General features: G+C 50.6%; 24 protein-coding genes. 11 read left to right on the top strand and 13 right to left on the bottom strand.

From position 1 onward, the window contains the following. Positions 1-41: 41 nt before the first annotated feature. From menE to M979_RS02165, 8 genes are all read right to left on the bottom strand, one after another. The gene (menE, locus tag M979_RS02200; RefSeq protein ID WP_064553455.1) at positions 42-1,406 is read right to left on the bottom strand and encodes an o-succinylbenzoate--CoA ligase; all 1,365 of its coding nucleotides are present in this window, start codon (positions 1,404-1,406) and stop codon (positions 42-44) included. Further along, the gene (menC, locus tag M979_RS02195) at positions 1,403-2,368 is read right to left on the bottom strand and encodes an o-succinylbenzoate synthase (RefSeq protein WP_064553453.1); all 966 of its coding nucleotides are present in this window, start codon (positions 2,366-2,368) and stop codon (positions 1,403-1,405) included. Before menC ends, menE begins: the two co-directional genes overlap by 4 nt. Continuing rightward, complete coding sequence (menB, locus tag M979_RS02190) at positions 2,368-3,225, bottom strand: 1,4-dihydroxy-2-naphthoyl-CoA synthase (RefSeq protein WP_034456650.1); 858 nt, start codon at positions 3,223-3,225, stop codon at positions 2,368-2,370. Before menB ends, menC begins: the two co-directional genes overlap by 1 nt. After that, positions 3,222-4,004, bottom strand: a complete 783-nt coding sequence (gene menH, locus M979_RS02185) for a 2-succinyl-6-hydroxy-2,4-cyclohexadiene-1-carboxylate synthase (protein WP_064553451.1) — start codon at positions 4,002-4,004, stop codon at positions 3,222-3,224. The genes menB and menH overlap by 4 nt, the downstream gene beginning before the upstream one ends. Further along, positions 4,001-5,671: a 2-succinyl-5-enolpyruvyl-6-hydroxy-3-cyclohexene-1-carboxylic-acid synthase gene (gene menD / locus M979_RS02180; RefSeq protein ID WP_064553449.1), complete on the bottom strand. Its 1,671-nt coding sequence runs from the start codon at positions 5,669-5,671 to the stop codon at positions 4,001-4,003. The genes menH and menD overlap by 4 nt, the downstream gene beginning before the upstream one ends. 156 nt (positions 5,672-5,827) lie before the next feature. Next, entirely contained in the window at positions 5,828-7,129 is a 1,302-nt protein-coding gene (menF, locus tag M979_RS02175) for an isochorismate synthase MenF (protein WP_064553500.1), read from the bottom strand. A 123-nt stretch (positions 7,130-7,252) separates the two neighbouring features. Then, positions 7,253-7,552 carry a stress response protein ElaB gene (gene elaB / locus M979_RS02170; RefSeq protein WP_034456662.1) on the bottom strand — a complete coding sequence of 100 codons (300 nt, stop codon included), beginning with the start codon at positions 7,550-7,552 and terminating at the stop codon, positions 7,253-7,255. Positions 7,553-7,633: 81 nt separating this feature from the next. After that, a complete protein-coding gene (locus tag M979_RS02165) occupies positions 7,634-8,083 on the bottom strand; it encodes a GNAT family N-acetyltransferase (RefSeq protein WP_034456663.1) in 450 nt (149 codons plus the stop codon). A 222-nt stretch (positions 8,084-8,305) separates the two neighbouring features. Between M979_RS02165 and M979_RS02160 the strand changes: the two genes are divergently transcribed. After that, positions 8,306-9,856, top strand: coding sequence for a phosphoethanolamine transferase (locus M979_RS02160; protein ID WP_064553447.1), 1,551 nt, complete (start codon positions 8,306-8,308; stop codon positions 9,854-9,856). 90 nt (positions 9,857-9,946) lie between these two features. Here M979_RS02160 and M979_RS02155 read toward each other — a convergent pair whose 3' ends face one another. Then, positions 9,947-10,153: a YbfA family protein gene (locus M979_RS02155; RefSeq protein WP_064553445.1), complete on the bottom strand. Its 207-nt coding sequence runs from the start codon at positions 10,151-10,153 to the stop codon at positions 9,947-9,949. A gap of 347 nt (positions 10,154-10,500) precedes the next feature. Between M979_RS02155 and kdpF the strand changes: the two genes are divergently transcribed. The 6 genes from kdpF to kdpE all read left to right on the top strand — a co-directional run bounded on the left by kdpF (position 10,501) and on the right by kdpE (position 18,408). Continuing rightward, complete coding sequence (gene kdpF, locus M979_RS23985) at positions 10,501-10,605, top strand: K(+)-transporting ATPase subunit F (RefSeq protein WP_081908631.1); 105 nt, start codon at positions 10,501-10,503, stop codon at positions 10,603-10,605. Continuing rightward, the gene (gene kdpA / locus M979_RS02145; RefSeq protein ID WP_064553443.1) at positions 10,605-12,290 is read left to right on the top strand and encodes a potassium-transporting ATPase subunit KdpA; all 1,686 of its coding nucleotides are present in this window, start codon (positions 10,605-10,607) and stop codon (positions 12,288-12,290) included. Before kdpF ends, kdpA begins: the two co-directional genes overlap by 1 nt. A 13-nt stretch (positions 12,291-12,303) precedes the next feature. Beyond that, a complete protein-coding gene (gene kdpB, locus M979_RS02140) occupies positions 12,304-14,352 on the top strand; it encodes a potassium-transporting ATPase subunit KdpB (protein ID WP_064553441.1) in 2,049 nt (682 codons plus the stop codon). Positions 14,353-14,364: 12 nt separating this feature from the next. Beyond that, positions 14,365-14,940: a potassium-transporting ATPase subunit KdpC gene (kdpC, locus tag M979_RS02135; protein WP_034456668.1), complete on the top strand. Its 576-nt coding sequence runs from the start codon at positions 14,365-14,367 to the stop codon at positions 14,938-14,940. Between the two features lie 106 nt (positions 14,941-15,046). Next, positions 15,047-17,734, top strand: coding sequence for a two-component system sensor histidine kinase KdpD (kdpD, locus tag M979_RS02130; protein WP_064553439.1), 2,688 nt, complete (start codon positions 15,047-15,049; stop codon positions 17,732-17,734). Beyond that, positions 17,731-18,408, top strand: coding sequence for a two-component system response regulator KdpE (kdpE, locus tag M979_RS02125; RefSeq protein ID WP_064553437.1), 678 nt, complete (start codon positions 17,731-17,733; stop codon positions 18,406-18,408). The genes kdpD and kdpE overlap by 4 nt, the downstream gene beginning before the upstream one ends. A gap of 50 nt (positions 18,409-18,458) precedes the next feature. On the opposite strand, the gene pgm is transcribed toward kdpE, so the two are convergent. Together pgm and seqA are read right to left on the bottom strand one after the other, a co-directional pair. Further along, the gene (pgm, locus tag M979_RS02120; RefSeq protein ID WP_064553434.1) at positions 18,459-20,102 is read right to left on the bottom strand and encodes a phosphoglucomutase (alpha-D-glucose-1,6-bisphosphate-dependent); all 1,644 of its coding nucleotides are present in this window, start codon (positions 20,100-20,102) and stop codon (positions 18,459-18,461) included. A 25-nt stretch (positions 20,103-20,127) separates the two neighbouring features. Beyond that, positions 20,128-20,679 carry a replication initiation negative regulator SeqA gene (gene seqA / locus M979_RS02115; RefSeq protein ID WP_064553432.1) on the bottom strand — a complete coding sequence of 184 codons (552 nt, stop codon included), beginning with the start codon at positions 20,677-20,679 and terminating at the stop codon, positions 20,128-20,130. 184 nt (positions 20,680-20,863) lie between these two features. On the opposite strand from seqA, the gene ybfF reads away from it, so the two are divergent. The 4 genes from ybfF (at position 20,864) to fur (ending at position 23,472) form a co-directional block, all read left to right on the top strand. Next, positions 20,864-21,640 (top strand): esterase, encoded by a 777-nt coding sequence (gene ybfF / locus M979_RS02110; RefSeq protein ID WP_064553430.1) that lies wholly within the window; start codon positions 20,864-20,866, stop codon positions 21,638-21,640. A 135-nt stretch (positions 21,641-21,775) separates the two neighbouring features. Continuing rightward, complete coding sequence (gene ybfE / locus M979_RS02105) at positions 21,776-22,057, top strand: LexA regulated protein (protein WP_034456674.1); 282 nt, start codon at positions 21,776-21,778, stop codon at positions 22,055-22,057. Between the two features lie 149 nt (positions 22,058-22,206). Beyond that, the gene (fldA, locus tag M979_RS02100) at positions 22,207-22,737 is read left to right on the top strand and encodes a flavodoxin FldA (RefSeq protein ID WP_034456675.1); all 531 of its coding nucleotides are present in this window, start codon (positions 22,207-22,209) and stop codon (positions 22,735-22,737) included. Positions 22,738-23,019: 282 nt separating this feature from the next. Next, the gene (gene fur, locus M979_RS02095; RefSeq protein WP_034456677.1) at positions 23,020-23,472 is read left to right on the top strand and encodes a ferric iron uptake transcriptional regulator; all 453 of its coding nucleotides are present in this window, start codon (positions 23,020-23,022) and stop codon (positions 23,470-23,472) included. A gap of 91 nt (positions 23,473-23,563) precedes the next feature. On the opposite strand, the gene chiQ is transcribed toward fur, so the two are convergent. Both chiQ and chiP read right to left on the bottom strand, forming a co-directional pair. After that, positions 23,564-23,896, bottom strand: a complete 333-nt coding sequence (gene chiQ / locus M979_RS02090) for a ChiQ/YbfN family lipoprotein (protein ID WP_034456678.1) — start codon at positions 23,894-23,896, stop codon at positions 23,564-23,566. A gap of 47 nt (positions 23,897-23,943) precedes the next feature. Beyond that, positions 23,944-25,341 (bottom strand): chitoporin ChiP, encoded by a 1,398-nt coding sequence (chiP, locus tag M979_RS02085; RefSeq protein ID WP_034456679.1) that lies wholly within the window; start codon positions 25,339-25,341, stop codon positions 23,944-23,946. Between the last annotated feature and the right edge of the window lie 304 nt (positions 25,342-25,645).

The raw sequence follows: 25,645 nt of genomic DNA, 5'->3' as shown, positions 1-25,645 counted from the left end.
TTAGCGCAAGCGACATCCGACCCTAAAACGAGCCGGTGGCATTAAATTTTAGCCACCTGCTTTACCCATAACGTTAACTGCATCCGCGAAATCTTAATCCCGCCCTGCCTGAGCTCATCAGGCAGGCGCAACCAACGTACCGGCTGCTGAAAACGGGCTACTTTTCCCGGCAACCACTCTGAAAGTAGCGACAGGTCAAATTCCTCGTCGGCTTCAACCACCGCCACCGGGCGCTGGCCAAATTCAACATCATCGATTGGCACGACATAAACCTGTTTCACCGCGGGATGAGCGGCGATCACGTGCTCAACTTCTTCCGGCTGGATCCCTTCCCCTCCGCTGAAAAACAGATTATCGAGGCGGCCAATCAACGTTAGACGTTGCCCATTCAGAACACCGCGATCGCGGGTGGCAAACCAGCCCTCGGAATTAACCAGCGGTACGACAACACCCGCTTTCCAGTAGCCTGATGCCAGACTATCGGCCCGAATCCACACTTCCTGATCAACGATTTTCACTTCGCGGCCCGGCAGAGCTTCACCCACATCAGGCAACCCATCAGCACGTTTGGCGCACACCGTCGAAGCCAACTCCGTTAACCCGTAACCACACCAGCAATTGATGCCTTTTTCCTGCGCCGCTTGCGTGAGTTCAACGGGAATTGCAGCACCACCCAATAACACTTCACGCAATGCTTGCGGTGGAGATTGCTCAAGCATTCGCCACAGCTGAGTCGGCACCAGCGATGCATGCGTGCAGCCTTCCAGCGCATCGCTCAAAGGATGTAAATCACGCACTACCATGCATCCACCCGCCAACAGCCAACGCCACAAAATGCCCTGGCCGGAGACATGGAACAGAGGCAGTGATAACAACCAGCGGTCATTCGCACCGTAGTTCATCACCGCCAACACACCTGAGGCACTGGCAAGATGGGCACCACTGGTATGAACTGCCGCTTTGGGTAACCCCGTAGAACCGGAAGTCAGCGTCATTGATGCAAACCTTGCAGGCTGCCACTCAACCTGGAAACGTTCGCTTTCCAGCAGAGTTAACGGGTTGATATCGGCAACGGTAAGCGGCGCATCAAAGGTCAATGCATGGCTGATAGTCAGATCCGGGAGTAACTGTTCGAGCACAGATTCAGGCAACTGGGGATTTAGCGGCAATACACGCGCCCCACATTGCAGCAACGCAAGCAGTGCGAAAACTATTTCTGGGCTGTTTTTCGCACGCAACACAACGCCTTGCCCTTCAAGCACCCCCTGCTGACGGAAGCCGCCTGCCAACGCATCAACGCGCTGGCATAGCTCGCGCCAGTTCAGGCTTTCATGGCCTAACGTGAGTGCCGGTTGGTCACCACGAATTTGTGCCCAATGCTGCCAGGGGAAATCTTGAAAACTCATAACACTTGCTCAAGAGATTCCAGCGGCCAGCACGGTAGTGTACTGCCTGGCCATTCGCGCACCAATTGCGCCTGCATCAACGAAAGCGTATCAAGCCCTGGCAACGTTTGCGGCGTCAGCCACGCGGCAATTCGCGCCAGTTGTGTTAAGCCGAGGCTCGATTCAATCGAAGAACTGATAACCGCCGTCAATCCAAGAGCATGAGCCTGTTCCACCTGTTGACGCACTTTCTCAAGACTACCGGTCAAGGTCGGCTTGATAACCACAGCATTTAAGCCAGGCTCGGCGACAAACTCAAAATCCGGCTCACGCAGGCTTTCATCCCAGGCGATCGCAATCCCCGTCTCACGGGCAAACTCGCGAGATTGCTCACGGGTTTTGCACGGCTCTTCGATAAATGCGATGCGCGGTCGGAAATCAGGGTTGACGTATTTGGCGAACTGCTGCGCTTTGAGCGGTGTCCAGCCACGGTTGGCATCAAGACGCAGACGCAAATCAGGCATCGCTTCGAGCAACAAGTTGACCACCATCCCATCACGCACCGCTTCATACAAACCCACTTTCACCTTAGCGATTTTCTCGCCAGGAATAGCAGCCAGCATGGCAAATAGTTCGTCCGGGTCACCGGTGCACAGTGGTGCCGCGCGGTAATCCGCCGCCTGAGGCAATTCACCGCTGATTTCGGCCAGCGCACAACTCAGGCCAAATGCCACAGACGGCATTTCTGGCAGAGCGATTTCTGCGCCCGTTTGCCAGGCTTGCAGCCAGGTTTGTGCCGCGCTCAGGGCGTCATCGACAGTTTCTACGCTAAAACCAGGCAACGGCGAGATCTCACCGAAGCCCTGTTTTTTGCCGTCTGTCAGACGCACCAGGAGCCCATCGCGTGTTTTCAGGCGCCGCTCGCGCAGCACCACACCTGCATCCATCGGCACCTGAAAGCGCCATAATTTGGCACAACGCATTATGGATTCCGTTTAAATTTGCTGAAGTCCGGCTGGCGTTTTTGGTTGAACGCATTGCGGCCTTCCTGACCTTCTTCGGTCATGTAGAACAGCATGGTGGCGTTGCCAGCCAGTTCTTGTAAACCAGCCTGACCATCGCAGTCGGCATTCAGCGCAGCCTTCAGGCAACGCAGCGCCATTGGGCTGTTTTGCAGCATTTCACGACACCAGCGCACGGTCTCTTTTTCCAGATCGGCATTCGGCACAACAGTGTTCACCAGGCCCATATCCAGCGCTTCTTTCGCATCGTACTGGCGACACAGGAACCAGATTTCACGCGCTTTTTTCTGGCCGACAATACGCGCCATGTAAGAAGCACCCCAGCCGCCATCGAACGAACCGACTTTCGGGCCTGTCTGGCCGAAGACTGCGTTTTCGGCAGCAATTGTCAGATCGCACATCATATGCAGCACATGACCACCGCCGATGGAATAACCGGCCACCATCGCCACCACTGGTTTTGGACAGGTGCGAATCTGACGCTGGAAATCCAGCACGTTCAGGTGATGGGTGCCACTTGCGTCCTGGTAGCCGCCGTAATCGCCGCGTACTTTTTGATCGCCACCTGCGCAGAAGGCTTTTTCGCCTTCGCCAGTCAGGATAATGGTGCCAATGTTGTCATCGTAACGGGCATCCGCCAGCGCGTTAATCATCTCTTTTACGGTCAACGGGCGGAATGCGTTACGCACTTCAGGACGGTTAATCGTGATTTTAGCGATACCGTCAGCTGATTTGTGATAGCGAATATCGGTGTAACCTTCCGAGCAATCCTGCCATTCAACTGGCGCGTACAGCATTTCTTCATCTGGATAAATCATGGTGTTTCCTCGATAGGTTTTCGCAATAAATTGAGCAGGCAGGCCGTGAAAGCAATCGGGTTTTCCCGATGTGCATTATGGCCTGCGGCAGTAATAAGGTGCGGTGACAATTCCAGGCTAGTTGCCACGGTGCGGAATTTTTCATCCCGTTCACCGCAAAGATAGTAAAAAGGCAACGGCAATTGCTTGAGCATAGCCTTTAAATCTGGCTGGTTACCCAGAGAGGTCGCCTCAAGCATTGCGGCAAGGCTCTGGGCATTATTCTGGCTGCGTTGCGCAATAAGCGAAGCACGTTGCTGATCATTGAGCGACTGAAAAACAGCTTGATGATACCAATCGTCCAGCACCACTTTTAGCGGTTGTGTACGCAACCGCTGCGCCCATTGTTGGTCGCTGCTTTTTCTGTCCTGGCAAGCATTCTCATCCGTAAGTCCAGGATGGCTCCCCTCAACAATCAAACCACGCAAACCGGTATTCTCACCCTGACAAGCATGGTACATCGCCACTCGTCCGCCAAGGGAGTAGCCAATCAGCCAATATCTTAGGATGTTGTAACTAAGAAGCGTTTTTCGCAGTAATTTATCGACTTGTACAAAGCCTTCAGCCGTAATATCGGCTGATTTCCCATGCCCGGGCAAGTCGATGAAGAGTTGCGGCCAATCGATGAAATATTCACTGAAAGATTCCCACTCCTTCCGGTTGCCTAAAAAGCCGTGCAGCCAGACCAGGCACGGCAAGTTGGCATCTCGGCCTTCATGAAAAACAGCATCCAGAATCATGCCTGACTCACCTGCGCCAGCAAATGCTGCAAGGTTTGCGCACCGTCCGTTTCACCAACGGTGAGTTCGATGATAGTCGCATGAGGAGAACGCCAGGCATGGGTCACTGCTTCCTGCAACTCATCCCAGCTTGTCGGATTGTTGTAGGAGAGGCTAAACATCGCTGCTGCATGGGCAAAAGTGACGTTTTGCGGCATGGTATAGAAGCGTTCGCGTTCGTCTGCCGGCGTTGGCAACAGCGAGAATATTTGCCCGCCATTATTATTCACGATAAGCAAAACGAAAGGGGCGGAAACCTGGCGTAATAATGCCAGTGAGTTGATGTCGTAAAGTGCCGAGAGATCGCCAACAATCGCCAGCGTCGAACGGGCGGTGGCTCGTTGCACGCCAGCAGCTGTTGAAAGGAGGCCGTCGATACCGCTTGCACCGCGATTGCTAAATACCGGATAGCCAGCTGGCAATTGTGCGAAAGCATCTACCAGACGAACAATCAGGCTATTGCCGACAAACAACTGCCCAGCTTCCGGTAACAATTCAGCAAGGCGCGCCGCAACCTGGGCTTCGCCAAATTCAAGAGTGCCCTTTTTCACCGCCTGCTGGGCGATTTTTGCAAGCGTAGTTAATTTCTCATCCCACGCCACGCGCTTTTCAGCGGGGTGAGCTTCCAGCCATTGTGTAATATCGCAACACAAGCGACGGCCACGATGATTCGCGGGATCAAGCCGGCCTGGCAGGTTATCCACCAGCCAATACTCTTCAGGCTCACAGGTTGTTTGCCATTGCAGGACGCGTTTTCCGGTCAGGCTACTGCCAAACTGAATAATAATTTGCGCTTCGGCAAGTTCGGTTACCGCCTGGCTGTTGCTCAGCCATAAATCTGCACATGGCAACGGCTGACCAGTTTGCGATAACACATCGCCTATTAACGGCCAGCCGAGCATTTTCGCCCATGCGGCGACCTGTTTTCCTTCTTCAGAATTCAACCGCCCTGCAACCACAACGCCGCGTTTTTGCCGCCAGAAGAACCAGTCACGCTGTTTAAGCACCTCCTGCGCCAGGCCCGTGCGTAACCAGGGTTTATCGCCTTGCCACCAGTCGCCCAATGCCTGTTGCCAGCTCATGCCTGTTTCATCAGGTTCACCATACAGCGGCTCGGCGAATGGGCAATTGATGTGAACCGCACCAGCCATCTGCTGACCTAGCGCATTATCGATAGTCGAAACCAACCAGCGCGCAGGAATATCCTGTGTTGGACGAGGTAAATTAATCGATTGAGTAGGATGGGAGCTAAAAATCCCAGGCTGGCGAATCGCCTGATTGGCGCCGCAATCAATAAGTTCCGGTGGACGATCGGCAGTAAGTACCACCAGTTTTTCACCCGTCAAACCGGCTTCAATAATGGCCGGGTAGAGGTTGGCGACCGCTGTACCCGAAGTCACAATAATAGCGACCGGAGCCTGGCTTGCTTTTGCCAGACCTAATGCCAGATGCCCTAAACCACGTTCGTCAAAATGTGTATGACAAATAAAAGCCCGATTTTCAGCGGCCCCAAGGGTCAGAGGTGTTGAACGCGAACCGGGAGCGATGCAGACGTGGCGCACGCCGTGGCGAGTCAGCGCTTCAAGGATTACCGTAGCCCAACGGCGGTTAAACGAGCTTATCGACATGATTTAGTCCTGAGTCAATTTTGCTGACTCATTATAATTATTGCTGGAACGGTTATTTTGATATGGGTCGGTAATACCCTTCAAACTGCATTTTTGTTGGCAATGCTCGCTTCGCGAAATACTTAAAAATGCAGTTCGAATTATTTTGGGCATCAATCAGAACGTTGATGTTGTTAGCAACGTTCGTAACCCAGCGGCTTTATTTTCTATTTCCTGCCATTCTTCCGCCGCATCAGAACCAGCGACAATTCCAGCTCCGGCGTATAAACGCACCATATTATTGATGACTTTTGCCGAGCGTAAAGCAACGCAGAACTCACTCTGCCGCTGCGAGATATAGCCCGCCGAACCCGCATACCATTCACGCTCAAACGGTTCATTATTGGCGATAAACCCACGCGCCACATCACGCGGCAACCCGGCTACAGCGGCAGTAGGCTGCAACATTGCAAGGCATACAGCATCATCAGGTTGAGCCAGATCGGTCCAGATGCAACGGCGCAAATGTTGCACCTTTCTCAGACGCACCACCTGCGGCGGCAATACATCAATAGCCCCCACCGTTTTTTGTAAACGCTGGCAAATATCTTCAACGACCAGCATATTTTCTCGTTGATTTTTATCGTCTTTAAGTAACCACTGCCCCAAAGACCAGGCTCGATGATCGTCGGGATGGTTAGCGACAGTTCCGGCTAGCGCTTCGGTACGTAAAGCGGTATCAATGCGCCGCCACAAGCGTTCCGGGCTTGAACCAAGGAACGCATGACTGCCATCAAAAACCATCAGAAAATGATAGCAATTCAGGTTCACCCGGCGACTGGCCGCCATAAAACCGGCTGCGGAAACCGCGGTAGTAAATTGCAGATCGGTGGCTCTGGCCAGTACAACTTTATCAAGTTTATGCTGCTCAATTGCTGTAGTGGCAAGGTCAACCAGATGATTCCATTCTGGTTGTGTTGGAATATGTTGCTCCCCAACGCAATTTAAACGCTGCAATGGCAATTGTTTTGCAGGGAGAATTTGTTCGAGGAATTGAAGAGCGGCCCGCGCATCATTTTGCAGAGAGGTTTCGCTATAAATATTAAGGAAGAGAAAAGCATCCCCACCGATACGCCGCCATTCAAGGCGTGGGAGAAATAAAAAACTGCTGGTGGGTGAGAATGCATTCACGCCAGTAATGCGAACAGCTGGTTGGTCCGCATAGTCATCAATAAATACCCTCGCCGCATCCAACGTATCGAACTGGCGCACCGCACCGAGAGCGGCAATTTCGTCATCGCCATTACGCTGTTGCCAGTAAAACTGGGGATAAAGACGTTGGCTAGTCAGCCATGCGAGTGCATCAGAGGCATCACTCAGGGTGACAGCACAAGATAATTGCTGTAAACCCGGCGCATCCGCAAATTCTGCGTTCAATGCAAGCTGTAACTGTTGCAGCGCGACGACAACTGAATTCACGTTTACCTCACCTTCCCTGAAAAACTCGTGATTATACGTGGTCATGGTGGCAAAAAAAAATCCCACCCAATGGGTAAGATTTCTTTTAATCGGCACACCTTGAGACGATGTGCCGATATGGCTCTAGCGTCTGGCTAATAAAAGCCCTAACACCAGACCCGCTGCTGCCCCAACCCCAATTCCTTGCCATGGTTTTTCACGCACATAATCATCAGCGCGATAAACGGCTTTTTTTGCACGATAGTAATAATTGTCCGACGCACTACTAACCCGGGCTTTGACTTCGCTGAGCGCAGCTTCTGCGCGTGCTTTCAGCTCAATGTATTTTTGGTCAGCAGGGTCGCCTGAAGAACGCAGCACTTCTTCTAACGTTTCACTTAGCAGAGTTAAATCATCATCAAGACGAGATTCATACGGTTGCATCACTATTCTCCGTGTTTAAAAAATACTCGTCCGCTAACTATAGACAACGCTAATGCTTTTTACCTGGCGATTAATCTGTCATTAACGATTCGCCATGCCTATGTGGGGAATTCCGTCTTCGTCATATACGTCCGTAACTGGAGCAAACCCGAAGTGGGCATAGAACGATTGCAAATGAGCCTGAGCGCCTAAATAGACTGTTTTTTCTGGCCAAAACTGCTGGCACGAAGCCATCGCCTGTTCCATCAGCTGGTAGCCAAGTTTTTCGCCGCGCACGCTTTTATCGACAATGACACGACCAATCACCACCGGTTCAAACTCACTTTCGCTTTTCAGTATGCGGGCGTAGGCCACCAGCTTACCGCCCTGCCAGCCAAGAATATGGCGGTTCTCACCGACTAAATCGTCACCATCAATGTCCTGGTAGGGGCAATTCTGCTCGACGACAAATACTTCATTACGCAATGCCAGAAGCGTGTAGAGATCGGTCACGCTCAATTCTGAATGGTGTAAATCTTGCCAAATCAACATGCTGTGCTCCAGTGATTACGAGGATTAGGTCATCTTCACACATTTTGCGCGATAAATAATAGTCCAGGGACAATTGTTCATCGGCTGACACAAATCAAATAAATAATTCATCATGTGAATATGTCTGTGCTTATTAATACATTTAAGTATATTAATCCATATTGTTGATAGCCAATTTTATAAAACCGTCTAAAACGGTCAGTCTTCGTGGATGTTATTTATATGTTAAGTAAAATACGCCAATTTATTCCTTTGGGAATATGTGTATTGATTGTGGCTGTAGCCAATGTTTTATTCTCTCCAGTACATGTAATGTTTCAAAGATTAATCATATTTGTGTTGTTAATGTTGTCGCTTGGTTTAATTAAAAATAGATCTCTTCGTTTATTCGTGGCCCTCTTACCAGTATTGATGGTGGCATGGGATATCACACTGACTTTCTATGCTCGGGGGACCTTTGGCTCAGCTTTTAGCTATGGCTTTGCTATGAGCGTTCTGGATAGTGACACTCAGGAAATCAGCGCGATGCTGTGGCTGTACCAAAAATACTGCTTTGGTTTTCTGGCTCTGGTTATTTTGTTATTACGCAGCGTGGTGACTATTCCAACATTTAGCGGTAAATGGCTGGCAAAATCTCCGCTATATTTATTAATCCTGTTGATACTCAGTAATATTGTGCAAGCGACGGCTCATAATATTAAGAAAAATAGCCAGGGGAGTATTACTGCCCGGGTGATTAACTACTTACCAATAAGTAATGTTAAATATTTTCTTCAGGCATGGAGCGACCAGCTCTTAATTAAACAGATTGCGAGTCAAATTCCCGATTATTCATTGCAAACACATGAAACCGGTATTGATACTTATGTGTTGGTGATCGGGGAATCTGCGCGCAGCGAAAATATGAGTATCTATGGCTACCCGCAGCCCACCACGCCACAATTAGAAGCCGAGCGCAACCATCTTTTATTATGGAATCATGCCATTAGCGGCGCACCTATCACAATTACCGCTGTACCGCTGGCGATCACGGCCGATACTGTGAAAGACCATAATATCCAGCACTATTCGGACAATATTATTAATCTGGCGAATCAAGCAGGTTTTGATACATCGTGGTTTAGTAAGCAAGGGATGCTTGGCGATTACAATAATGCGATTACGGGTATTGCGATGAATGCCGCCCATAAACATTGGGTTAACGATGGTTTTGATGATGCTCTGTTACCTGATTTGCGTAAAGCGTTAAACCATCAAGGTAAACAGCTTATTGTGCTACATATTTATGGCAGCCATGAACCGGAATGCACACGTTTTCCTGCCACTGATGCCCCCTTTACTCAGCAAGGTGATGGTATTGATGCCTGTTATGACAACTCAATCCACTTCACTGATAAATTACTCGGTAATATTTTCTCTCTATTGAAAGACAGGCGAGCCTCTGTCGCTTATTTTTCCGATCATGCGCTGGAGCGCGAACCGACACAAAACGTGGTTTATCATCACGGAGGGGTAAAACCAAGCCAACACGCTTTTGAAGTGCCAATGTTTATCTGGTACAGCCCACTGGTTAATAACCCGGATACCGGAACGGTAGAGGATATTTATTCAACGGTGAATAACGACAAAATATTGCGCAGCTGGATGGGAATTTCGCAACCAGGAGACAAGCCTGAAGAAACGGTGCAACACATCGCTAACCGATTGGCAGGAAAAGCCCCCGTAATGGATACCACCAATCAAATTTATAACTGGAGAGAGTTGACACATTAGCTCGCGACCATAACGCGTAAAAAAGCCCCATCAGTTGTGAACTGATGGGGCTTTAATGTTTGTATCCGTAGTGATGACTTCTCAGCAAGCTTAGTAAAAATCGGCGGATGCGGCTTCAGCCTGAGCCATCCAAACCGGTTTTTCACTGGTTTTAGACCAGACGCGGTGCAGGTAGCTGTAAAAACGGGCGCGATCTTTCCAGAACAGCATCACTGGCAAAGCCAGAAGACCTGCTACAACAACAAATGTGCGACGCAGGATGACCTGATGCAATGGATAGTCTTTATATAGAGTCATAGGCTTCTCCCTTAAATTGTGACCGGTAGCAAAAACCGGGAAATTGGAACTTGTTATCTGACCAAAATAGTATCGCATTGGCTGAAACTTTACTACTCATCCGACCACTAAAGAGCGATTTTTGCCACTAATTTACATTCCTGCCCGTAATTAAGTTACAAAATAGTTAAATAAATACTAATCATTAGTTAATCAATGGTTTTATACCCAAGCCACTTAGGGATGTAGCCTGGCTGCATCATGAAGGGCGACGGGTATATGGCATTTTTATACTTTTTTTACATCCCACCTGCAGACTTTTACGACTTCTTTGCACCAAAACTTTCACACTCACTGTAATTCCTTAAGTGTCGAGGTGGACTGTGAGTGCAGGACTGATTGTTGGCGTGGTGCTCGTTTTTGCGCTGTTGGCTTATTTGATTTATGCCCTGATTAACGCGGAGGCATTCTGATGGCCGCATCCGGATTTTTATTAATAGCCAGTTTCTTGCTGGTGCTTTTCGCGCTGGCAAAACCGCTGGGAAGCGTGCTTGCGCGATTAATTGAAGGTGAACCGCTGCCGGGCGTTGGCCGTATTGAATCGATGATGTGGAAAGTGCTGGGAAGCGAAACGGCTGAAATGAGCTGGAAACGCTATCTTGCCGCGATCCTGACATTCAACGTTTTAGGTCTGCTACTGCTTTTCGTCATATTAATGACGCAAGGGAGTTTGCCGCTTAACCCACAACAATTACCTGGCCTTTCCTGGCATCTGGCTTTAAACACCGCTGTCAGCTTTGTCTCCAATACCAATTGGCAATCCTACAGCGGCGAAACCACGCTAAGTTATTTCAGCCAGATAGTTGGCTTAACTGTGCAAAACTTCCTTTCCGCGGCAACGGGTATCGCCGTGGTGTTTGCGCTGATTCGCGCATTTTCTCGCCACAGCGCAACTACCCTTGGTAACGCCTGGGTCGATTTAACTCGCATCACATTTTACATCCTACTGCCGATTTCACTCTTGATTGCACTGTTCTTTGTTAGCCAGGGAACCTTGCAGAACATCGCCGCATATCAACCATTTACCTCGCTTGAAGGCGTGCAGCATGTCTTGCCGATGGGGCCGGTGGCTTCGCAAGAAGCCATCAAAATGCTCGGCACCAACGGCGGCGGTTTCTTTAACGCTAACTCCTCTCATCCGTTCGAGAACCCAACGGCGTTGACCAACTTTGTGCAAATGTTGGCGATCTTCCTAATCCCAAGCGCTCTGTGTTTTGCCTTTGGTGAAGCAGTAGGTGATAAACGCCAGGGACGCGCCATTTTATGGGCGATGGGTATCATTTTTGTTATCTGCGTTGGGGTGGTGATGTGGGCAGAAACACAAGGGAACCCTCATTTCATGCAGCTTGGCGCTGATAGCAATATCAATATGGAAGGTAAAGAGAGCCGGTTTGGGATCCTCGCCACCAGCTTGTTTTCTGTGGTGACTACCGCCGCGTCCTGCGGTGCGGTCAACGCAATGCATGACTCCTTCACAGCATTAGGCGGCATGATCCCTATGTGGCTGATGCAGATTGGTGAAGTGGTGTTCGGCGGCGTCGGATCCGGGCTGTACGGCATGTTGTTGTTCGTCTTGCTCACCGTGTTTATCGCCGGGCTGATGATTGGCCGCACACCGGAATATCTGGGTAAAAAAATAGACGTCGCAGAGATGAAAATGACTGCAATGGCGATCCTTGTCACCCCAACGTTAGTACTCCTCGGTACCGCCCTTGCGATGATGACAGAGGCTGGTCGTGCCGGAATATTTAACCCAGGTATCCACGGCTTTAGTGAAGTGCTTTACGCCGTCTCATCTGCCGCTAATAACAACGGTAGCGCATTTGCTGGGCTTAGCGCCAACACGCCTTTCTGGAACGTGCTTCTGGCGGTGTGCATGTGGTTCGGGCGCTTCGCTGTGATTGTGCCGGTGCTGGCGATTGCCGGAACGCTTGTCACTAAAAAATCGCAAACCGCAGGTGTAGGTACTCTGCCCACTCACGGCCCGTTGTTTATCGGCCTGCTGATTGGCACCGTATTGTTAGTCGGCGCACTGACCTTTATTCCCGCCCTCGCATTAGGCCCGGTTGCGGAACACCTTTCCTTCGTGAATTTGTGATTAAGAGGCTTCCATGAGTCGCAAGCAACAGGCGCTATTTGAACCATCGCTGATTCGTCAGGCGCTAATAGATTCCTTTAAAAAACTTAACCCGCAGGTGCAATGGCGTAACCCAGTGATGTTTATCGTCTGGGTAGGTAGCGTGATGACTACGGTTCTGGCGATTGCCATGTTCAGTGGCAAACTTCATGGCGACGCACTGTTTACCTTAGCCATCAGCATCTGGCTGTGGTTTACCGTACTGTTCGCAAACTTTGCCGAAGCACTGGCAGAAGGCCGTAGCAAGGCGCAAGCCAATAGTCTGAAAGGCGTTAAGAAAACCAGTTGGGCACGCAAACTGCGCGCTCCGCAGCATGACGCAGCAATGGACCACGTCCCCGCTGCTGATTTACGTAAAGGCGACATTGTGCTGGTGGAAGCGGGGGATATTATCCCGTGCGATGGCGAAGTGCTGGAAGGCGGCGCGTCGGTAGATGAGAGTGCGATTACCGGCGAATCCGCGCCGGTGATTCGTGAATCTGGTGGTGACTTTGCCTCTGTCACCGGTGGGACGCGCATTCTTTCCGACTGGCTGGTGATTCAGTGCAGCGTAAACCCAGGCGAAACCTTCCTCGACCGCATGATTGCGATGGTGGAAAGTGCACAGCGCCGCAAAACCCCGAACGAAATCGCGCTCACTATTCTGCTGGTGGCGTTGACGATTGTCTTTTTACTGGCAACCGCCACGCTCTGGCCTTTCTCGCAGTATGGCGGCGTGGCGGTCAGCGTCACGGTGCTGATTGCCCTGCTGGTTTGCCTGATCCCAACCACTATCGGCGGGCTGCTTTCCGCAATTGGCGTTGCGGGGATGAGCCGCATGCTGGGCGCGAACGTGATTGCCACCAGCGGGCGTGCCGTGGAAGCGGCGGGTGATGTCGATGTTTTGCTGTTGGATAAAACCGGCACCATCACGCTGGGTAATCGCCAGGCCTCCGAGTTTTTACCCGCTCCGGGGATTGAAGAAAAAACGCTGGCCGATGCCGCTCAGCTTTCTTCGCTTGCCGATGAAACGCCGGAAGGCCGTAGCATCGTGGTGCTGGCAAAACAGCGCTTCAACCTGCGCGAACGCGACGTACAAAACCTGCATGCCACATTTGTGCCGTTTACCGCGCAAACCCGCATGAGCGGGATCAACATTCAGGATCGCATGATCCGCAAAGGCTCTGTCGATGCAATTCGCCGCCACGTTGAAGCGAACGGTGGACATTTCCCGCCGCAGGTGGAGACGCTTGTAGAAGGCGTGGCACGTACAGGCGGAACACCGCTGGTGGTGGCAGAAGGTGCGAATGTACTCGGTGTTATCGCCCTAAAGGATATCGTGAAAGGCGGCATTAAAGAGCGCTTTGCACAATTGCGCCAAATGGGGATTAAAACGGTGATGATCACCGGGGATAACCGTCTGACAGCAGCAGCTATTGCTGCCGAAGCGGGTGTTGATGATTTTCTCGCGGAAGCGACACCGGAAGCCAAACTGGCGCTAATTCGCCAGTATCAGGCAGAAGGTCGTTTAGTAGCGATGACTGGCGACGGCACCAACGATGCCCCAGCGCTTGCGCAGGCAGACGTGGCGGTTGCCATGAACTCCGGTACGCAAGCGGCGAAAGAAGCGGGCAACATGGTGGACCTGGATTCCAACCCTACCAAGCTGATTGAAGTTGTGCACATCGGCAAACAGATGCTGATGACGCGTGGCTCGCTGACCACGTTCAGTATTGCCAACGACGTGGCGAAGTATTTCGCGATTATCCCCGCCGCGTTTGCCGCCACTTACCCGCAACTTAATGCGTTGAACGTGATGCACCTGCACTCCCCTGCTTCGGCCATTTTAAGTGCGGTTATTTTTAATGCGCTGATCATTATCTTCCTGATCCCACTGGCACTGCGGGGCGTGAGTTACAAACCGTTAAGTGCTGCGGCGATGTTACGTCGCAACCTGTGGATTTACGGTCTGGGCGGATTAATTGTGCCGTTCATTGGTATTAAAGCTATCGATCTGTTCCTGACCGTATGTGGCCTGGTTTAAGAGGAAAAACAAATGTCTACCTTACGTCCCGCTATACTGTTACTGATTTTGCTAACCCTGATTACAGGGGGGTTGTACCCGCTAATGACAACACTGCTTGCCCAGTGGTGGTTCCCGGCACAAGCCAATGGCTCGTTGATTATTGATACTAATGTAGTGCGCGGCTCAAGCCTGATTGGGCAAAACTTTACCGAGGCGAAGTATTTACAAGGCCGCCCTTCTGCTACGGCAGAAACCCCATATAATCCAATGGCCTCAGGCGGTAGCAATCTGGCTGGTAGCAATCCGGAATTGGATAAAGCGATCACCGAACGTGTGGCGGCGTTACGCGCGGCGAATCCGCAGGCGAACCCTGCCGTTCCTGTCGAACTGGTTACCGCCTCTGCCAGCGGCCTGGACGGGCAAATTTCGCCACAGGCAGCGGACTGGCAAATCCCGCGTATTGCGGCGGCTCGCAATCTGCCGGTTGAACAAATCCAACGGCTGATAGCCGAAAGCACCACGCAACCGCTGGTGAGTTTTATAGGCAAACCGGTCGTCAATGTGTTGCTGGTTAATCAGGCGCTGGATGCACTTCAGGCTCCATAAAAAACTGTCGGATGACGCTGCGCTTATCCGACCTACCCGGCCAGAAATGGTTTTGTGGAGTATATAAGCGCAGCGTCATCTACCAAAATGCCAGGGATTATTTGTTATGACAGAGGAACCACTGCGCCCCAATCCAGATAAGTTGCTGGAGCAGGTCAATCGCCCTACTCGTGGGAAGCTGAAAATCTTTTTCGGCGCCTGCGCGGGCGTGGGGAAAACCTATGCCATGCTCCAGGAAGCCCAGCGCCTGCGAGCACAAGGGCTCAGTATTCTGATTGGCGTGGTGGAAACTCACGGGCGTAAAGAGACGGCTGCATTGCTTGACGGGCTGGATCTGCTGCCCGCCAGGCGCACACACCATCGTGGACGCTGGGTTCATGAGTTCGACCTCGACGCAGCCCTGGCGCGTAACCCGGCGCTGATTTTGATGGACGAACTGGCGCACAGCAATGCGCCTGGCTCTCGTCACCCTAAGCGTTGGCAGGATGTGGAAGAGTTGCTCGACGCCGGTATTGATGTGTTCACCACCGTCAATGTGCAGCATCTTGAAAGCCTCAACGATATTGTCGGTGGCGTGACGGGTATTCAGGTACGAGAAACAGTACCAGACCCTATTTTTGATGCCGCAGATGAGATTGTACTGGTCGACTTGCCACCCGATGATTTACGGCAGCGCCTGCATGAAGGCAAAGTTTATATCGCAGGCCAGGCCGAGCGCGCCATTGAACACTTCTTCCGTAAAGGGAATTTGATTGCACTACGCGAACTGGCGCTGCGCCGCACCGCCGATCGCGTTGACGACCAAATGCGGGCATGGCGCGATAATCAGGGTGAAGAGAAAGTCTGGCACACGCGTGATGCCATTTTGTTGTGTATCGGCCACAGTTCTGGCAATGAGAAGCTGGTTCGTACCGCCGCACGCCTGGCAGCAAAACTAGGTAGCATCTGGCATGCTGTGTATGTCGAAACACCACAGCTTCACCGTTTACCTGAACATCAACGTCGCGCTATTTTAGCTTCGCTTCGCCTCGCTCAAGAGTTGGGGGCAGAGACCACCACACTTGCCGATCCGGCAGAAGATAAAGCGATTTTGCGTTACGCGCGCGAGCACAATCTTGGCAAGATTATTATCGGCAGGCGCACCACACGCCGCTTCTGGAGCCGGGAATCCTTTGCCGACCGTTTAGCCCGCCGTGCCCCGGATCTCGATTTAGTGATCGTCGCCCTCGACGATAAACCCACGTCAGCTTCGCCATCTGCCCATGACACGCGCAGCTTTGCGGAAAAATGGCGCGTGCAGTTGCGCGGCTGCGGGGTAGCGATTGCTCTGTGTGCCATCACAACGTTTATTGCCAATCAGTGGCTGATGAACTTCGATGCCGCCAACCTGGTAATGCTCTATTTGCTGGGTGTCGTTATCGTCGCATTATTCTACGGGCGCTGGCCTTCGGTGCTGGCAACTGTGATTAGCGTTCTTAGTTTTGATCTCTTTTTTATTGCTCCACATGGCACGCTGGCGGTTTCTGATATTCAGTACCTGCTAACATTCGCCGTGATGTTAACGGTCGGCCTCGTTATCGGTAATCTCACCGCGGGTGTGCGCTACCAGGCGCGAATTGCCCGTTATCGCGAACAGCGCACTCGTCATCTTTATGAGATGTCGAAAGCTCTCGCAGCAGAACGCACTCCGCAAGCTATTGCAGCCACCAGCGAGCTGTTTATCAATAACAGTTTCAACGCCCGCGCACAGTTGTTGCTGCCCAACGAAAATGGCGAATTAGAGCGGGTGAATGCAAGGGGCGAACCACAAAACTGGGACGAAGCGATTGCGCGCTGGAGCTTTGATAAAGGCCAGCCGGCCGGTGCCGGGACAGATACGCTGCCCGGTGTGCCGTATCAAATTCTGCCGCTAAAAACGTCGCAAAGAACGCTCGGGTTGTTAATTGTTGAACCCAGTAATTTGCGCCAGTTGATGATCCCCGAGCAACAACGTCTGCTGGAAACTTTTACGCTACTTGCGGCTACCGCACTGGATCGCTTATTGCTGACAGCAAGTGAAGAGCAAGCCAGGCTTTCCAGCGAACGCGAGCAAGTACGCAATTCGTTACTCGCAGCACTTTCACACGACTTGCGCACGCCACTGACGGTGCTGTTTGGTCAGGCAGAAATTCTGACGTTAGATCTGGCCTCTGAAGGTTCGAAACACGCTCCACAAGCCAACGATATTCGCCAGCACGTCCTTAACACCACGCGCCTGGTGAACAACTTACTGGATATGGCGCGTATTCAGTCCGGCGGGTTTAATCTGCGCAAAGAGTGGTTAACGCTCGAAGAAGTGGTGGGCAGCGCACTGAAGATGCTGGAACCGAGTTTGGGTGGACGGCATATTGCGCTGGATTTACCTGATCCACTGATGCTGATTCATGTCGATGGCCCGCTGTTTGAACGTGTGCTGATAAACTTGCTGGAAAATGCGGCGAAATACGCAGGCCTCCAGGCAAACATAGGCATCCGCGCGCAAGCATTGGCTGATAAACTCGATCTTGAAGTCTGGGATAGTGGCCCTGGCATTCCGGCTGGGCAAGAGCAGAAGATTTTTGATAAATTTTCCCGGGGCAACAAAGAGTCAGCCATCCCTGGTGTCGGATTGGGTCTGGCAATTTGCCGGGCGATTGTCGAAGTTCACGATGGGAAAATTGTTGCAGCCAACCGACCAGAAGGCGGAGCCTGTTTCCATGTTATTTTACCTCTGCCCCCACAACCTGAACTGGCTGAAATGAACGAGGTTATGTGATATCAGTTCTGATTATTGAAGATGAAAAAGAGATCCGTCGTTTTCTGCGCACCGCGCTGGAAGCCGAATCGCTGCGCGTACATGAAGCAGAGACATTGCAACGCGGTTTGCTGGAAGCCGCCACGCGCAAACCCGATTTAGTCATTCTCGATCTCGGTTTGCCCGATGGTGACGGTATTGATTTTATCCGCGATTTTCGCCAATGGAGCCAGACGCCGATTGTGGTGCTTTCCGCGCGTAGCGACGAACAAGTAAAGATTGATGCACTGGACGCCGGAGCCGATGACTATCTCAGCAAACCGTTCGGCATTGGTGAATTACAAGCGCGTCTGCGCGTGGTGCTGCGCCGCCATGCAAGCCTCGCCCAGCCCGATCCGGTTTATCAGTTTTCTAATATCACCGTTGATCTCGCGAACCGCCGCATTACCCGAGAAGGCACGGAAATCCATCTCACACCGATCGAATTTCGGCTGCTTGCCACCCTTATCAATAACCATGGAAAAGTTCTGACTCAGCGTCAGTTGTTAAACCAGGTCTGGGGACCAAACGCTGTGGAGCACAGCCATTATTTGCGGATTTATATGGGCCATTTACGCCAGAAGCTGGAAAACGACCCGGCGCGCCCGACGCATTTGCTGACCGAAACGGGGATTGGGTATCGGTTTATGTTGTAGATTCGGCAAACAAAAAAGGCGCCTTGCGGCACCTTTTTCAATTCTACGAATTACTTCGCGTTTTTCAGCACTTCGCTGACAATTTCTACCGCTTCTTTCTCAATTTGCAGGCGATGTTCCGCACCTAAGAAACTTTCACAGTAAATTTTGTACGCATCTTCCGTACCGGAAGGACGGGCTGCAAACCAACCGTTTTCGGTCATCACTTTCAGGCCGCCGATTGATGCACCATTACCCGGAGCTGCCGTTAAGCGTGCGGTGATAGGATCACCCGCCAGGGTACTTGCGCTAACCATTTCCGGGGAAAGTTTAGAAAGTGCCACTTTCTGCGCAGAGGTAGCAGAGGCTTGTAGACGGTTGTAGCTTGGCGCGCCGAAGCGAGCAGCCAGTTCATCATAATGTTGTTGCGGGTTTTTACCGGTCACTGCGGTAATTTCTGCCGCCAACAGGCACATGATGATACCGTCTTTATCAGTCGACCACGGTGTACCGTCAAAGCGCAGGAATGAAGCCCCAGCACTTTCTTCGCCGCCAAAGCCGAAGCTTCCGTCAAACAAACCATCGACAAACCATTTGAAACCAACCGGTACTTCTACCAGTTTACGGCCCAAATCGTTCACAACACGGTCAATCATCGCAGAAGAAACCAGTGTTTTACCCACGGCCACATCTTTGCCCCACTGCGGGCGATGCTGGAACAGATAGTTAATCGCAACAGCAAGATAATGATTTGGGTTCATCAGGCCAGCAGGTGTGACGATACCGTGGCGGTCGTAATCCGGGTCATTGGCAAATGCCAGGTCGAATTTATCACGCAGTGCCAGCAATCCGGCCATTGCACACTCGGATGAGCAATCCATACGAATAGCGCCATCTTTATCAAGGTGCATAAAGCGGAAAGTTTGATCGACATGATCGTTAACAATCGTCAAATCAAGATTGTAGTGCTTCGCGATGCGCTGCCAGTATTCGATGCCAGAGCCACCGAGCGGATCAACACCCAGTTTTAGGCCTGCTTTCTGGATGGCGGCCATATCAACGATATCCACCAGCCCTTCAATAAACGGCTGCACCAAATCTTGCTCTTGCACGTGGCCGCTTGCCCAGGCTTGATCAAGAGAAATGCGTTTTACGTCTTTCAGACCCGCAGCCAGCAAGGCATTTGCGCGATCTTCAACAACTTTTGTGACATTAGTATCAGCCGGGCCACCATTTGGTGGATTGTATTTGATACCACCATCATCAGGTGGGTTGTGGGAAGGCGTAATAACGATGCCGTCTGCCTGCGCACCGCCATTTTTGTTATGCGTCAGAATGGCGTGAGAAATGGCCGGCGTTGGCGTGTAGCCATTTGCCTGCTGCACAATGACATCCACACCGTTCGCTGCCAGCACTTCCAGTACGGAGATAAACGCAGGTTCAGACAGCGCATGGGTATCTTTACCCACGTAGCACGGCCCGGTAATGCCATTTTTTGCACGATCTTCTGCAATCGCCTGAGCAATTGCCAGAATGTGAGGCTCGTTGAAGTTGTGACGGGCCGCACTACCACGGTGACCGGATGTACCGAACTTCACCGCGTGTTCGCTATTCCCCACTTCAGGCTTCAGTACATAATACTGGGCCGTCAATTGGGCTACGTTAATCAAATCGCTCTGTTGTGCCGGTTGTCCTGCACGAGGGTGGTTAGCCATTGGCCTTTCCTTCTGACGCGAGGTGTTAAATTGTGCCGCAAACCTTTTCAATCAATTCCGCCGGGAACTGCATTGATTGCATGATGTGTTCGATCATGCTGCATTTACGACCAGTATTGGTGTTAGTTATAACCCAGTATGGCGTTCCTGGAACATGCTTAGGCTTGGTCTGGTTTCCATTTTGCAGCAACGTCTGTTCATTACCTGCAAAATAGACACGTGTACGACCATGCAGCGATTCAGTCGCTTCACCAAAAGCTTGAGCATCAAGTGTATAAAGAGTTGAAAGCACCATCATAAAACGGTTAACCGCTTTCTTTTGCTCCGCATATTCATCAGACAGCAGTAATTCACGAACCGCACGAACGCGATCGCGTGCTTTATTTACGGGTCTGGCTTCCGGAGCAGGTGTAGCAGCAGTTGCCGCCGTCTGACCGGTAGTTGCTGTTGTAGCTGGAGTTTGGCCGGCGGTAAATTTCAACATGCGCCGTAAAATATCGGACGCGCTTTCACCAATGTGCTGCGTGTGGCTGGCAATATAGCGATAGAGCTCGTCATCAACTTCAATTGTTTTCATCTTAATCCAGTGCGATATCTTTTCTGAATGCAAGTAATTGGGATTATAAGGACAAATCCCAACCTCGGGTAGCGCCAGGCTTTTGTCACACCACAAAGTCAGACTAAACTGGAAATTTGCGGCACTAAGGCTGAATGCCGTTATGATACCCTAACCACACGAAGTAAAAAAAAAGAACTTTGCCATGAAATTGAATGCTCGCCTGCAAACTGCACAACAATCGACTAGTAATTCCCCCATCGTCCTTATTCACGGTCTTTTTGGTAGCCTTGATAACCTGGGCGTGCTGGCCCGTGACCTTGGGCAGGATCATACGTTGCTGCAAATCGATCTTCGCAACCACGGTTTATCACCACGAAGCGCTGAGATGAACTACCCCGCAATGGCGCAGGATGTGGTCGAAACGCTCGATGAATTTGGCTTTGAGAAAGCGATTATTATTGGCCATTCAATGGGTGGAAAGGTGGCAATGGCACTGACTGCCATTGCTCCTGAACGTATTGATAAATTAGTGCTGATTGATATCGCGCCAGTGGATTATCAGGTTCGTCGCCATGACGAGATTTTCGCAGCGATTAATGCGGTTAGCGCAGCTGATGTTAAAACTCGCCAGCAGGCCGCGACCGTGATGCGCGAGCATCTTGATGAAGAAGGTGTCATTCAGTTCTTGTTGAAATCCTTTGCCGATGGCGAATGGAAATTCAACGTGCCGGTGCTGTGGGAGCAATATGAGCATATTGTCGGCTGGGAAAACATTCCCGCATGGAACGAACCGGCGCTATTTATTCGCGGCGGCGCATCTCCTTATGTTGATGAATCACATCGTAGCCAACTGCTTTCCCAGTTTCCTCAGGCACGTGCTCATGTGGTTGCCGGTGCCGGACACTGGGTTCACGCAGAAAAACCTGATGCTGTTTTGCGCGCAATCCATCGTTTTATCGACACAACAACGACAAACTGATTAAAAACAAACCGACTGGCCGCAAGATGTGGCTAACGCGTTGGCGCGCAAGCCATGCTGATGTATGATTGCGCGCTAAAATGCGCCAGAGCACCCCGCTCCGTGCCACCTGAATTCCCTGTCAGTAGTCTAATCATGGCAAAAGAACAAACGGACCGTACTACATTAGATCTGTTCGCGGACGAGCGTCGCCCGGGGCGACCAAAAACCAATCCGCTAACGCGTGATGAGCAATTGCGTATCAATAAACGCAACCAACTCAAGCGCGATAAAGTACGCGGCCTGAAGCGAGTGGAGCTAAAGCTCAATAACGATGCGGTAGATGCTCTCAATCAGTTGGCTGAAGCGCGCAATATCAGTCGTAGTGAATTGATTGAAGAGATGCTGCTCGAACAACTGAAGCAACATCTCAGTTAGTTTTAATGCTGCTTCCCTGTTAGATTTTGCAGACTGTGCACTACAGGGTCATAGCAGTTTCCGCACTGTGATGTGTTCTGCTATGATTGCCCTATCTGTGGCTAAATAGCAGCCACCATACCATTAAGTATCAAGAGGTTATTTTACTCATGGCAATCGTAGGCATTTTTTTCGGCAGCGACACCGGTAACACCGAAAATATCGCGAAAATGATTCAAAAACAGCTCGGTAAGGATGTTGCTGAGGTGCATGACATTGCTAAGAGCAGCAAAGAAGACCTGGAAGGCTTCGACATTCTGCTTCTCGGCATTCCAACGTGGTACTACGGCGAAGCGCAGTGCGACTGGGATGATTTCTTCCCAACTCTGGAAGAAGTTGATTTCAATGGCAAACTGGTTGCCCTGTTCGGCTGTGGCGACCAGGAAGACTATGCAGAATACTTCTGTGACGCATTAGGTACTATCCGTGACATCATTGAGCCGCGTGGTGCAGCTATCGTCGGTCACTGGCCAACGGCGGGTTACCATTTCGAAGCGTCTAAAGGTCTTGCAGACGATGACCACTTTGTTGGGCTGGCAATTGACGAAGACCGTCAACCAGAACTGACTGCTGAACGTGTTCAGAAGTGGGTTAAACAAGTTTCTGAAGAACTAAACCTGGCTGATATCATCAACGCCTGATTCCAGATGCGGCACAACTATTAGGTTGCGCCGCATTGATAGTTATTTCCGATTAAAATAATTGCTACAAATTTTTAACTTTTCAGTTTGTCCCTGTACAATGAACTCCTGACAAAATAGCTAACAAGGCCATCAAATCGCGACTCAACCGCCATTTCTTAGCTTGATTATGCATAATACTTGCGGTTCCCATTTAGAAGTGGCAGTTCTATAATGAGACGCATTCATCTTAACGCTCACCCTGAGTCCGAGCGAATCGTTAAGCAACAGGACAATTTCCGCATGACTGACAATAATACCGCATTAAAGAAGGCCGGCCTGAAAGTCACGCTTCCGCGATTAAAAATCCTTGAAGTGTTGCAAGGGCCGGTGAACCATCACGTCAGTGCGGAAGACTTATATAAACGTCTGATTGATATGGGCGAAGAGATTGGTCTCGCCACAGTTTATCGTGTATTAAACCAGTTTGATGATGCAGGCATTGTGACTCGTCATAACTTCGAAGGCGGCAAATCCGTATTCGAACTGACGCAACAGCATCACCATGACCACCTGATTTGCCTGGACTGCGGCAAAGTTATTGAATTCAGTGATGATTCAATCGAAGCCCGCCAGCGCGAAATCGCATCACGTCATGGTATTCGTCTGACTAACCACAGCCTGTACCTGTACGGTCATTGCGCTGAAGGTGATTGCCGTACCGACGAAAACGCGCACGAAATCAGCGAAAAGTAATCTGCATAGCCTGACATCCCTGGCCCGGATGTCACCTATAAAAAAACCGGTGAGACAATTCACCGGTTTTTTTATTGCCCAAATAAGGTAACTATTTGTTGTTTGCGCGGATTTCCTGCCAGATTTTATCGCATTTAGCTTTAACCGCCTGGTCATTACCCGTTTGTGTTGCCTGAATGCAGTTCTGGTAATCCAGTGTGCGAACGGTTTCTTTCTTCGCAAACTCTTGATGCTCTTTTTCCTGACCCAGTACATTCAGCACGCTTTGGCAGGCCTGGATTTTATCAGGGTTACCTTCTGCAGTGTTAATGCAGGCACTATATGCTTGTTTCAGCTTTGAATCTTCCGGAGCAGTTTTAGGTTGTTGCTGTGCACATGCACTCAAACCTAACGCCATCACCACAGTCAGAATGATTTTTTTCATGCTTGATATCCTTAAGAAAACCGGGCGTTTTCACGCCCGGATTCGAATCAGAAGATGGTGAACGGTGCGATGACGATGAATTTCACGTCGCGCTCATCCTGGAAGATGTTGCCGTAACCACCGCCCCAGCTTGGGATGTCTGAATGGTTGTCATACTGAGTGAAGTGCAGTTTGAACAGAGTACCTTTCGCACGGCCATCCTGAACGGTATACAACGCATCAAGGCTGTAGGCAGATTCTTTCAGGCGATTATCAGCATCGTAGTAACCGTCAGTGGTTGGTTTAGAGCTTGGTTTTGCATCCCATGCGTACACATAAGAAGCACCCACTGCCCAACCTGCCAGATTCCAGTTGCTCAGGTCATACATCGCGCCAGCAAATACTGCTTTTTCACCGTTGGCGTTGAAGTCAGAGCGGTTATCCCACCACACATCAAGACGACCGTTTGAAGATGCATAAGTTGGGGTCATACGCTGCAGGAAGTAACCTTGTTGGCCATCGGCTTTAACAATAGTTCCTTCAAGACGCAAATCAACCTGGCCCACTCGGTATCCGAGAGTCAGAGCTTGTAACCATGCTGTGCCGTCGTACAGATCGTTAACGCTGCCATCAGAAACTTTGTCACGCGTGCCGTAGAACTGGTAGCTGGTTGTTAACGGGCTGCCGGCGATATCAAATTTGTAGCTTGCTTTGGTGAAGTACTGATCAACGTAGCCTTCAGCCTGCCCAAATGCCGCTTCGAGAATGAAATCATTTTTGAAGTCATATTTCGCGCCAAGAGAGTGTAAATATTCAACTTTGGTGTTTTTGTCGTTCTGATAGAACTTGTCCATTTCCAGGTGCCATGGAGCTTTGTACTCGTTGGTCCACATGTAGGAGAAGCTCAACGCACCAGAATCGCCGTAGTCAAAGTTTGCACCGGCTTCAGCGCCCTGATAAGTACCAGGCATGAAGCTCCAGTGCGGTGCGAGCAAGGTTTGCCCGGTTGGCTGAATGTAACCGCCACGCGCCCAAACTGGACCGTATTTAAATTTAGCGGCTGCTTTATAGAGGCTAATGCCGCTTTTATCGCCTGAATAATCTTCGTCGTAAGCTTTGTTTACAGAGGAAAATGCGATTTCGTTCGGGTGACCGCTGTCGCCATTTTCTGCCATTTCGATAGCAGTAAAGGCCGCGATATCGAGACCGAACATGTCAGCGGCGAAACCAGACTGGAAGTCAAGGTTGGCGTTCCAGGTAGAGTGCGCAAGGTTAGTTTCATATTTATCAGTCGTAACATCTTTACGGTCACGCTCACGTTGCCAGTAATAAACACCACCGGTCAGAGTCGAGTCATCAATAAAACCTGCGGCACTTGCCTGAGGGATGACTACAAGTCCTGAAAGAGCCGTGACACCTGCAATTGCAAGCGCCAGTGCACTACGTTTGCCACTAAACGTACGCATATATTATTCCTCTTTGACGTATCAATAATCGCCGGACGTTAAAAGACGCCTTATGGCGAAAAAAAGTAAAAATGCCTAACGGCTAAAGCGGTTATGAATATTTGCCCGCATTACTGCTGCCCTTAAGACTATTTTTCGCGACGCGAATTATCAATGACTTTGTAAGAGTTCATTCCGATATTATGACAGAGAGCACATAATTTATGAGTATTTGTAACAAACAACGACACTAGGATTTTATCTTGATAATTAAGATTTATAAAATACAAAGCTCTATATGAGAGCGCTCACATTATAAAAAGAA

Source organism: Buttiauxella noackiae ATCC 51607, assembly GCF_001654865.1.
GTDB classification, from domain to species: domain Bacteria; phylum Pseudomonadota; class Gammaproteobacteria; order Enterobacterales; family Enterobacteriaceae; genus Buttiauxella; species Buttiauxella noackiae.
The sequence above is the reverse complement of the archived record's forward strand: the minus strand, read 5'-3'. Positions and strand labels throughout refer to the sequence as shown.

Bases quoted from the DNA above. Each gene is read 5' to 3' on its own strand.
- menE (WP_064553455.1), bottom strand. From the start codon at position 1,406: ATGAGTTTTCAAGATTTCCCCTGGCAGCATTGGGCACAAATTCGTGGT.
- menC (WP_064553453.1), bottom strand. From the start codon at position 2,368: ATGCGTTGTGCCAAATTATGGCGCTTTCAGGTGCCGATGGATGCAGGT.
- menB (WP_034456650.1), bottom strand. From the start codon at position 3,225: ATGATTTATCCAGATGAAGAAATGCTGTACGCGCCAGTTGAATGGCAG.
- menH (WP_064553451.1), bottom strand. From the start codon at position 4,004: ATGATTCTGGATGCTGTTTTTCATGAAGGCCGAGATGCCAACTTGCCG.
- menD (WP_064553449.1), bottom strand. From the start codon at position 5,671: ATGTCGATAAGCTCGTTTAACCGCCGTTGGGCTACGGTAATCCTTGAA.
- elaB (WP_034456662.1), bottom strand. From the start codon at position 7,552: ATGCAACCGTATGAATCTCGTCTTGATGATGATTTAACTCTGCTAAGT.
- M979_RS02165 (WP_034456663.1), bottom strand. From the start codon at position 8,083: ATGTTGATTTGGCAAGATTTACACCATTCAGAATTGAGCGTGACCGAT.
- M979_RS02160 (WP_064553447.1), top strand. From the start codon at position 8,306: ATGTTAAGTAAAATACGCCAATTTATTCCTTTGGGAATATGTGTATTG.
- M979_RS02155 (WP_064553445.1), bottom strand. From the start codon at position 10,153: ATGACTCTATATAAAGACTATCCATTGCATCAGGTCATCCTGCGTCGC.
- kdpA (WP_064553443.1), top strand. From the start codon at position 10,605: ATGGCCGCATCCGGATTTTTATTAATAGCCAGTTTCTTGCTGGTGCTT.
- kdpB (WP_064553441.1), top strand. From the start codon at position 12,304: ATGAGTCGCAAGCAACAGGCGCTATTTGAACCATCGCTGATTCGTCAG.
- kdpC (WP_034456668.1), top strand. From the start codon at position 14,365: ATGTCTACCTTACGTCCCGCTATACTGTTACTGATTTTGCTAACCCTG.
- kdpD (WP_064553439.1), top strand. From the start codon at position 15,047: ATGACAGAGGAACCACTGCGCCCCAATCCAGATAAGTTGCTGGAGCAG.
- pgm (WP_064553434.1), bottom strand. From the start codon at position 20,102: ATGGCTAACCACCCTCGTGCAGGACAACCGGCACAACAGAGCGATTTG.
- seqA (WP_064553432.1), bottom strand. From the start codon at position 20,679: ATGAAAACAATTGAAGTTGATGACGAGCTCTATCGCTATATTGCCAGC.
- ybfF (WP_064553430.1), top strand. From the start codon at position 20,864: ATGAAATTGAATGCTCGCCTGCAAACTGCACAACAATCGACTAGTAAT.
- ybfE (WP_034456674.1), top strand. From the start codon at position 21,776: ATGGCAAAAGAACAAACGGACCGTACTACATTAGATCTGTTCGCGGAC.
- fldA (WP_034456675.1), top strand. From the start codon at position 22,207: ATGGCAATCGTAGGCATTTTTTTCGGCAGCGACACCGGTAACACCGAA.
- fur (WP_034456677.1), top strand. From the start codon at position 23,020: ATGACTGACAATAATACCGCATTAAAGAAGGCCGGCCTGAAAGTCACG.
- chiQ (WP_034456678.1), bottom strand. From the start codon at position 23,896: ATGAAAAAAATCATTCTGACTGTGGTGATGGCGTTAGGTTTGAGTGCA.
- chiP (WP_034456679.1), bottom strand. From the start codon at position 25,341: ATGCGTACGTTTAGTGGCAAACGTAGTGCACTGGCGCTTGCAATTGCA.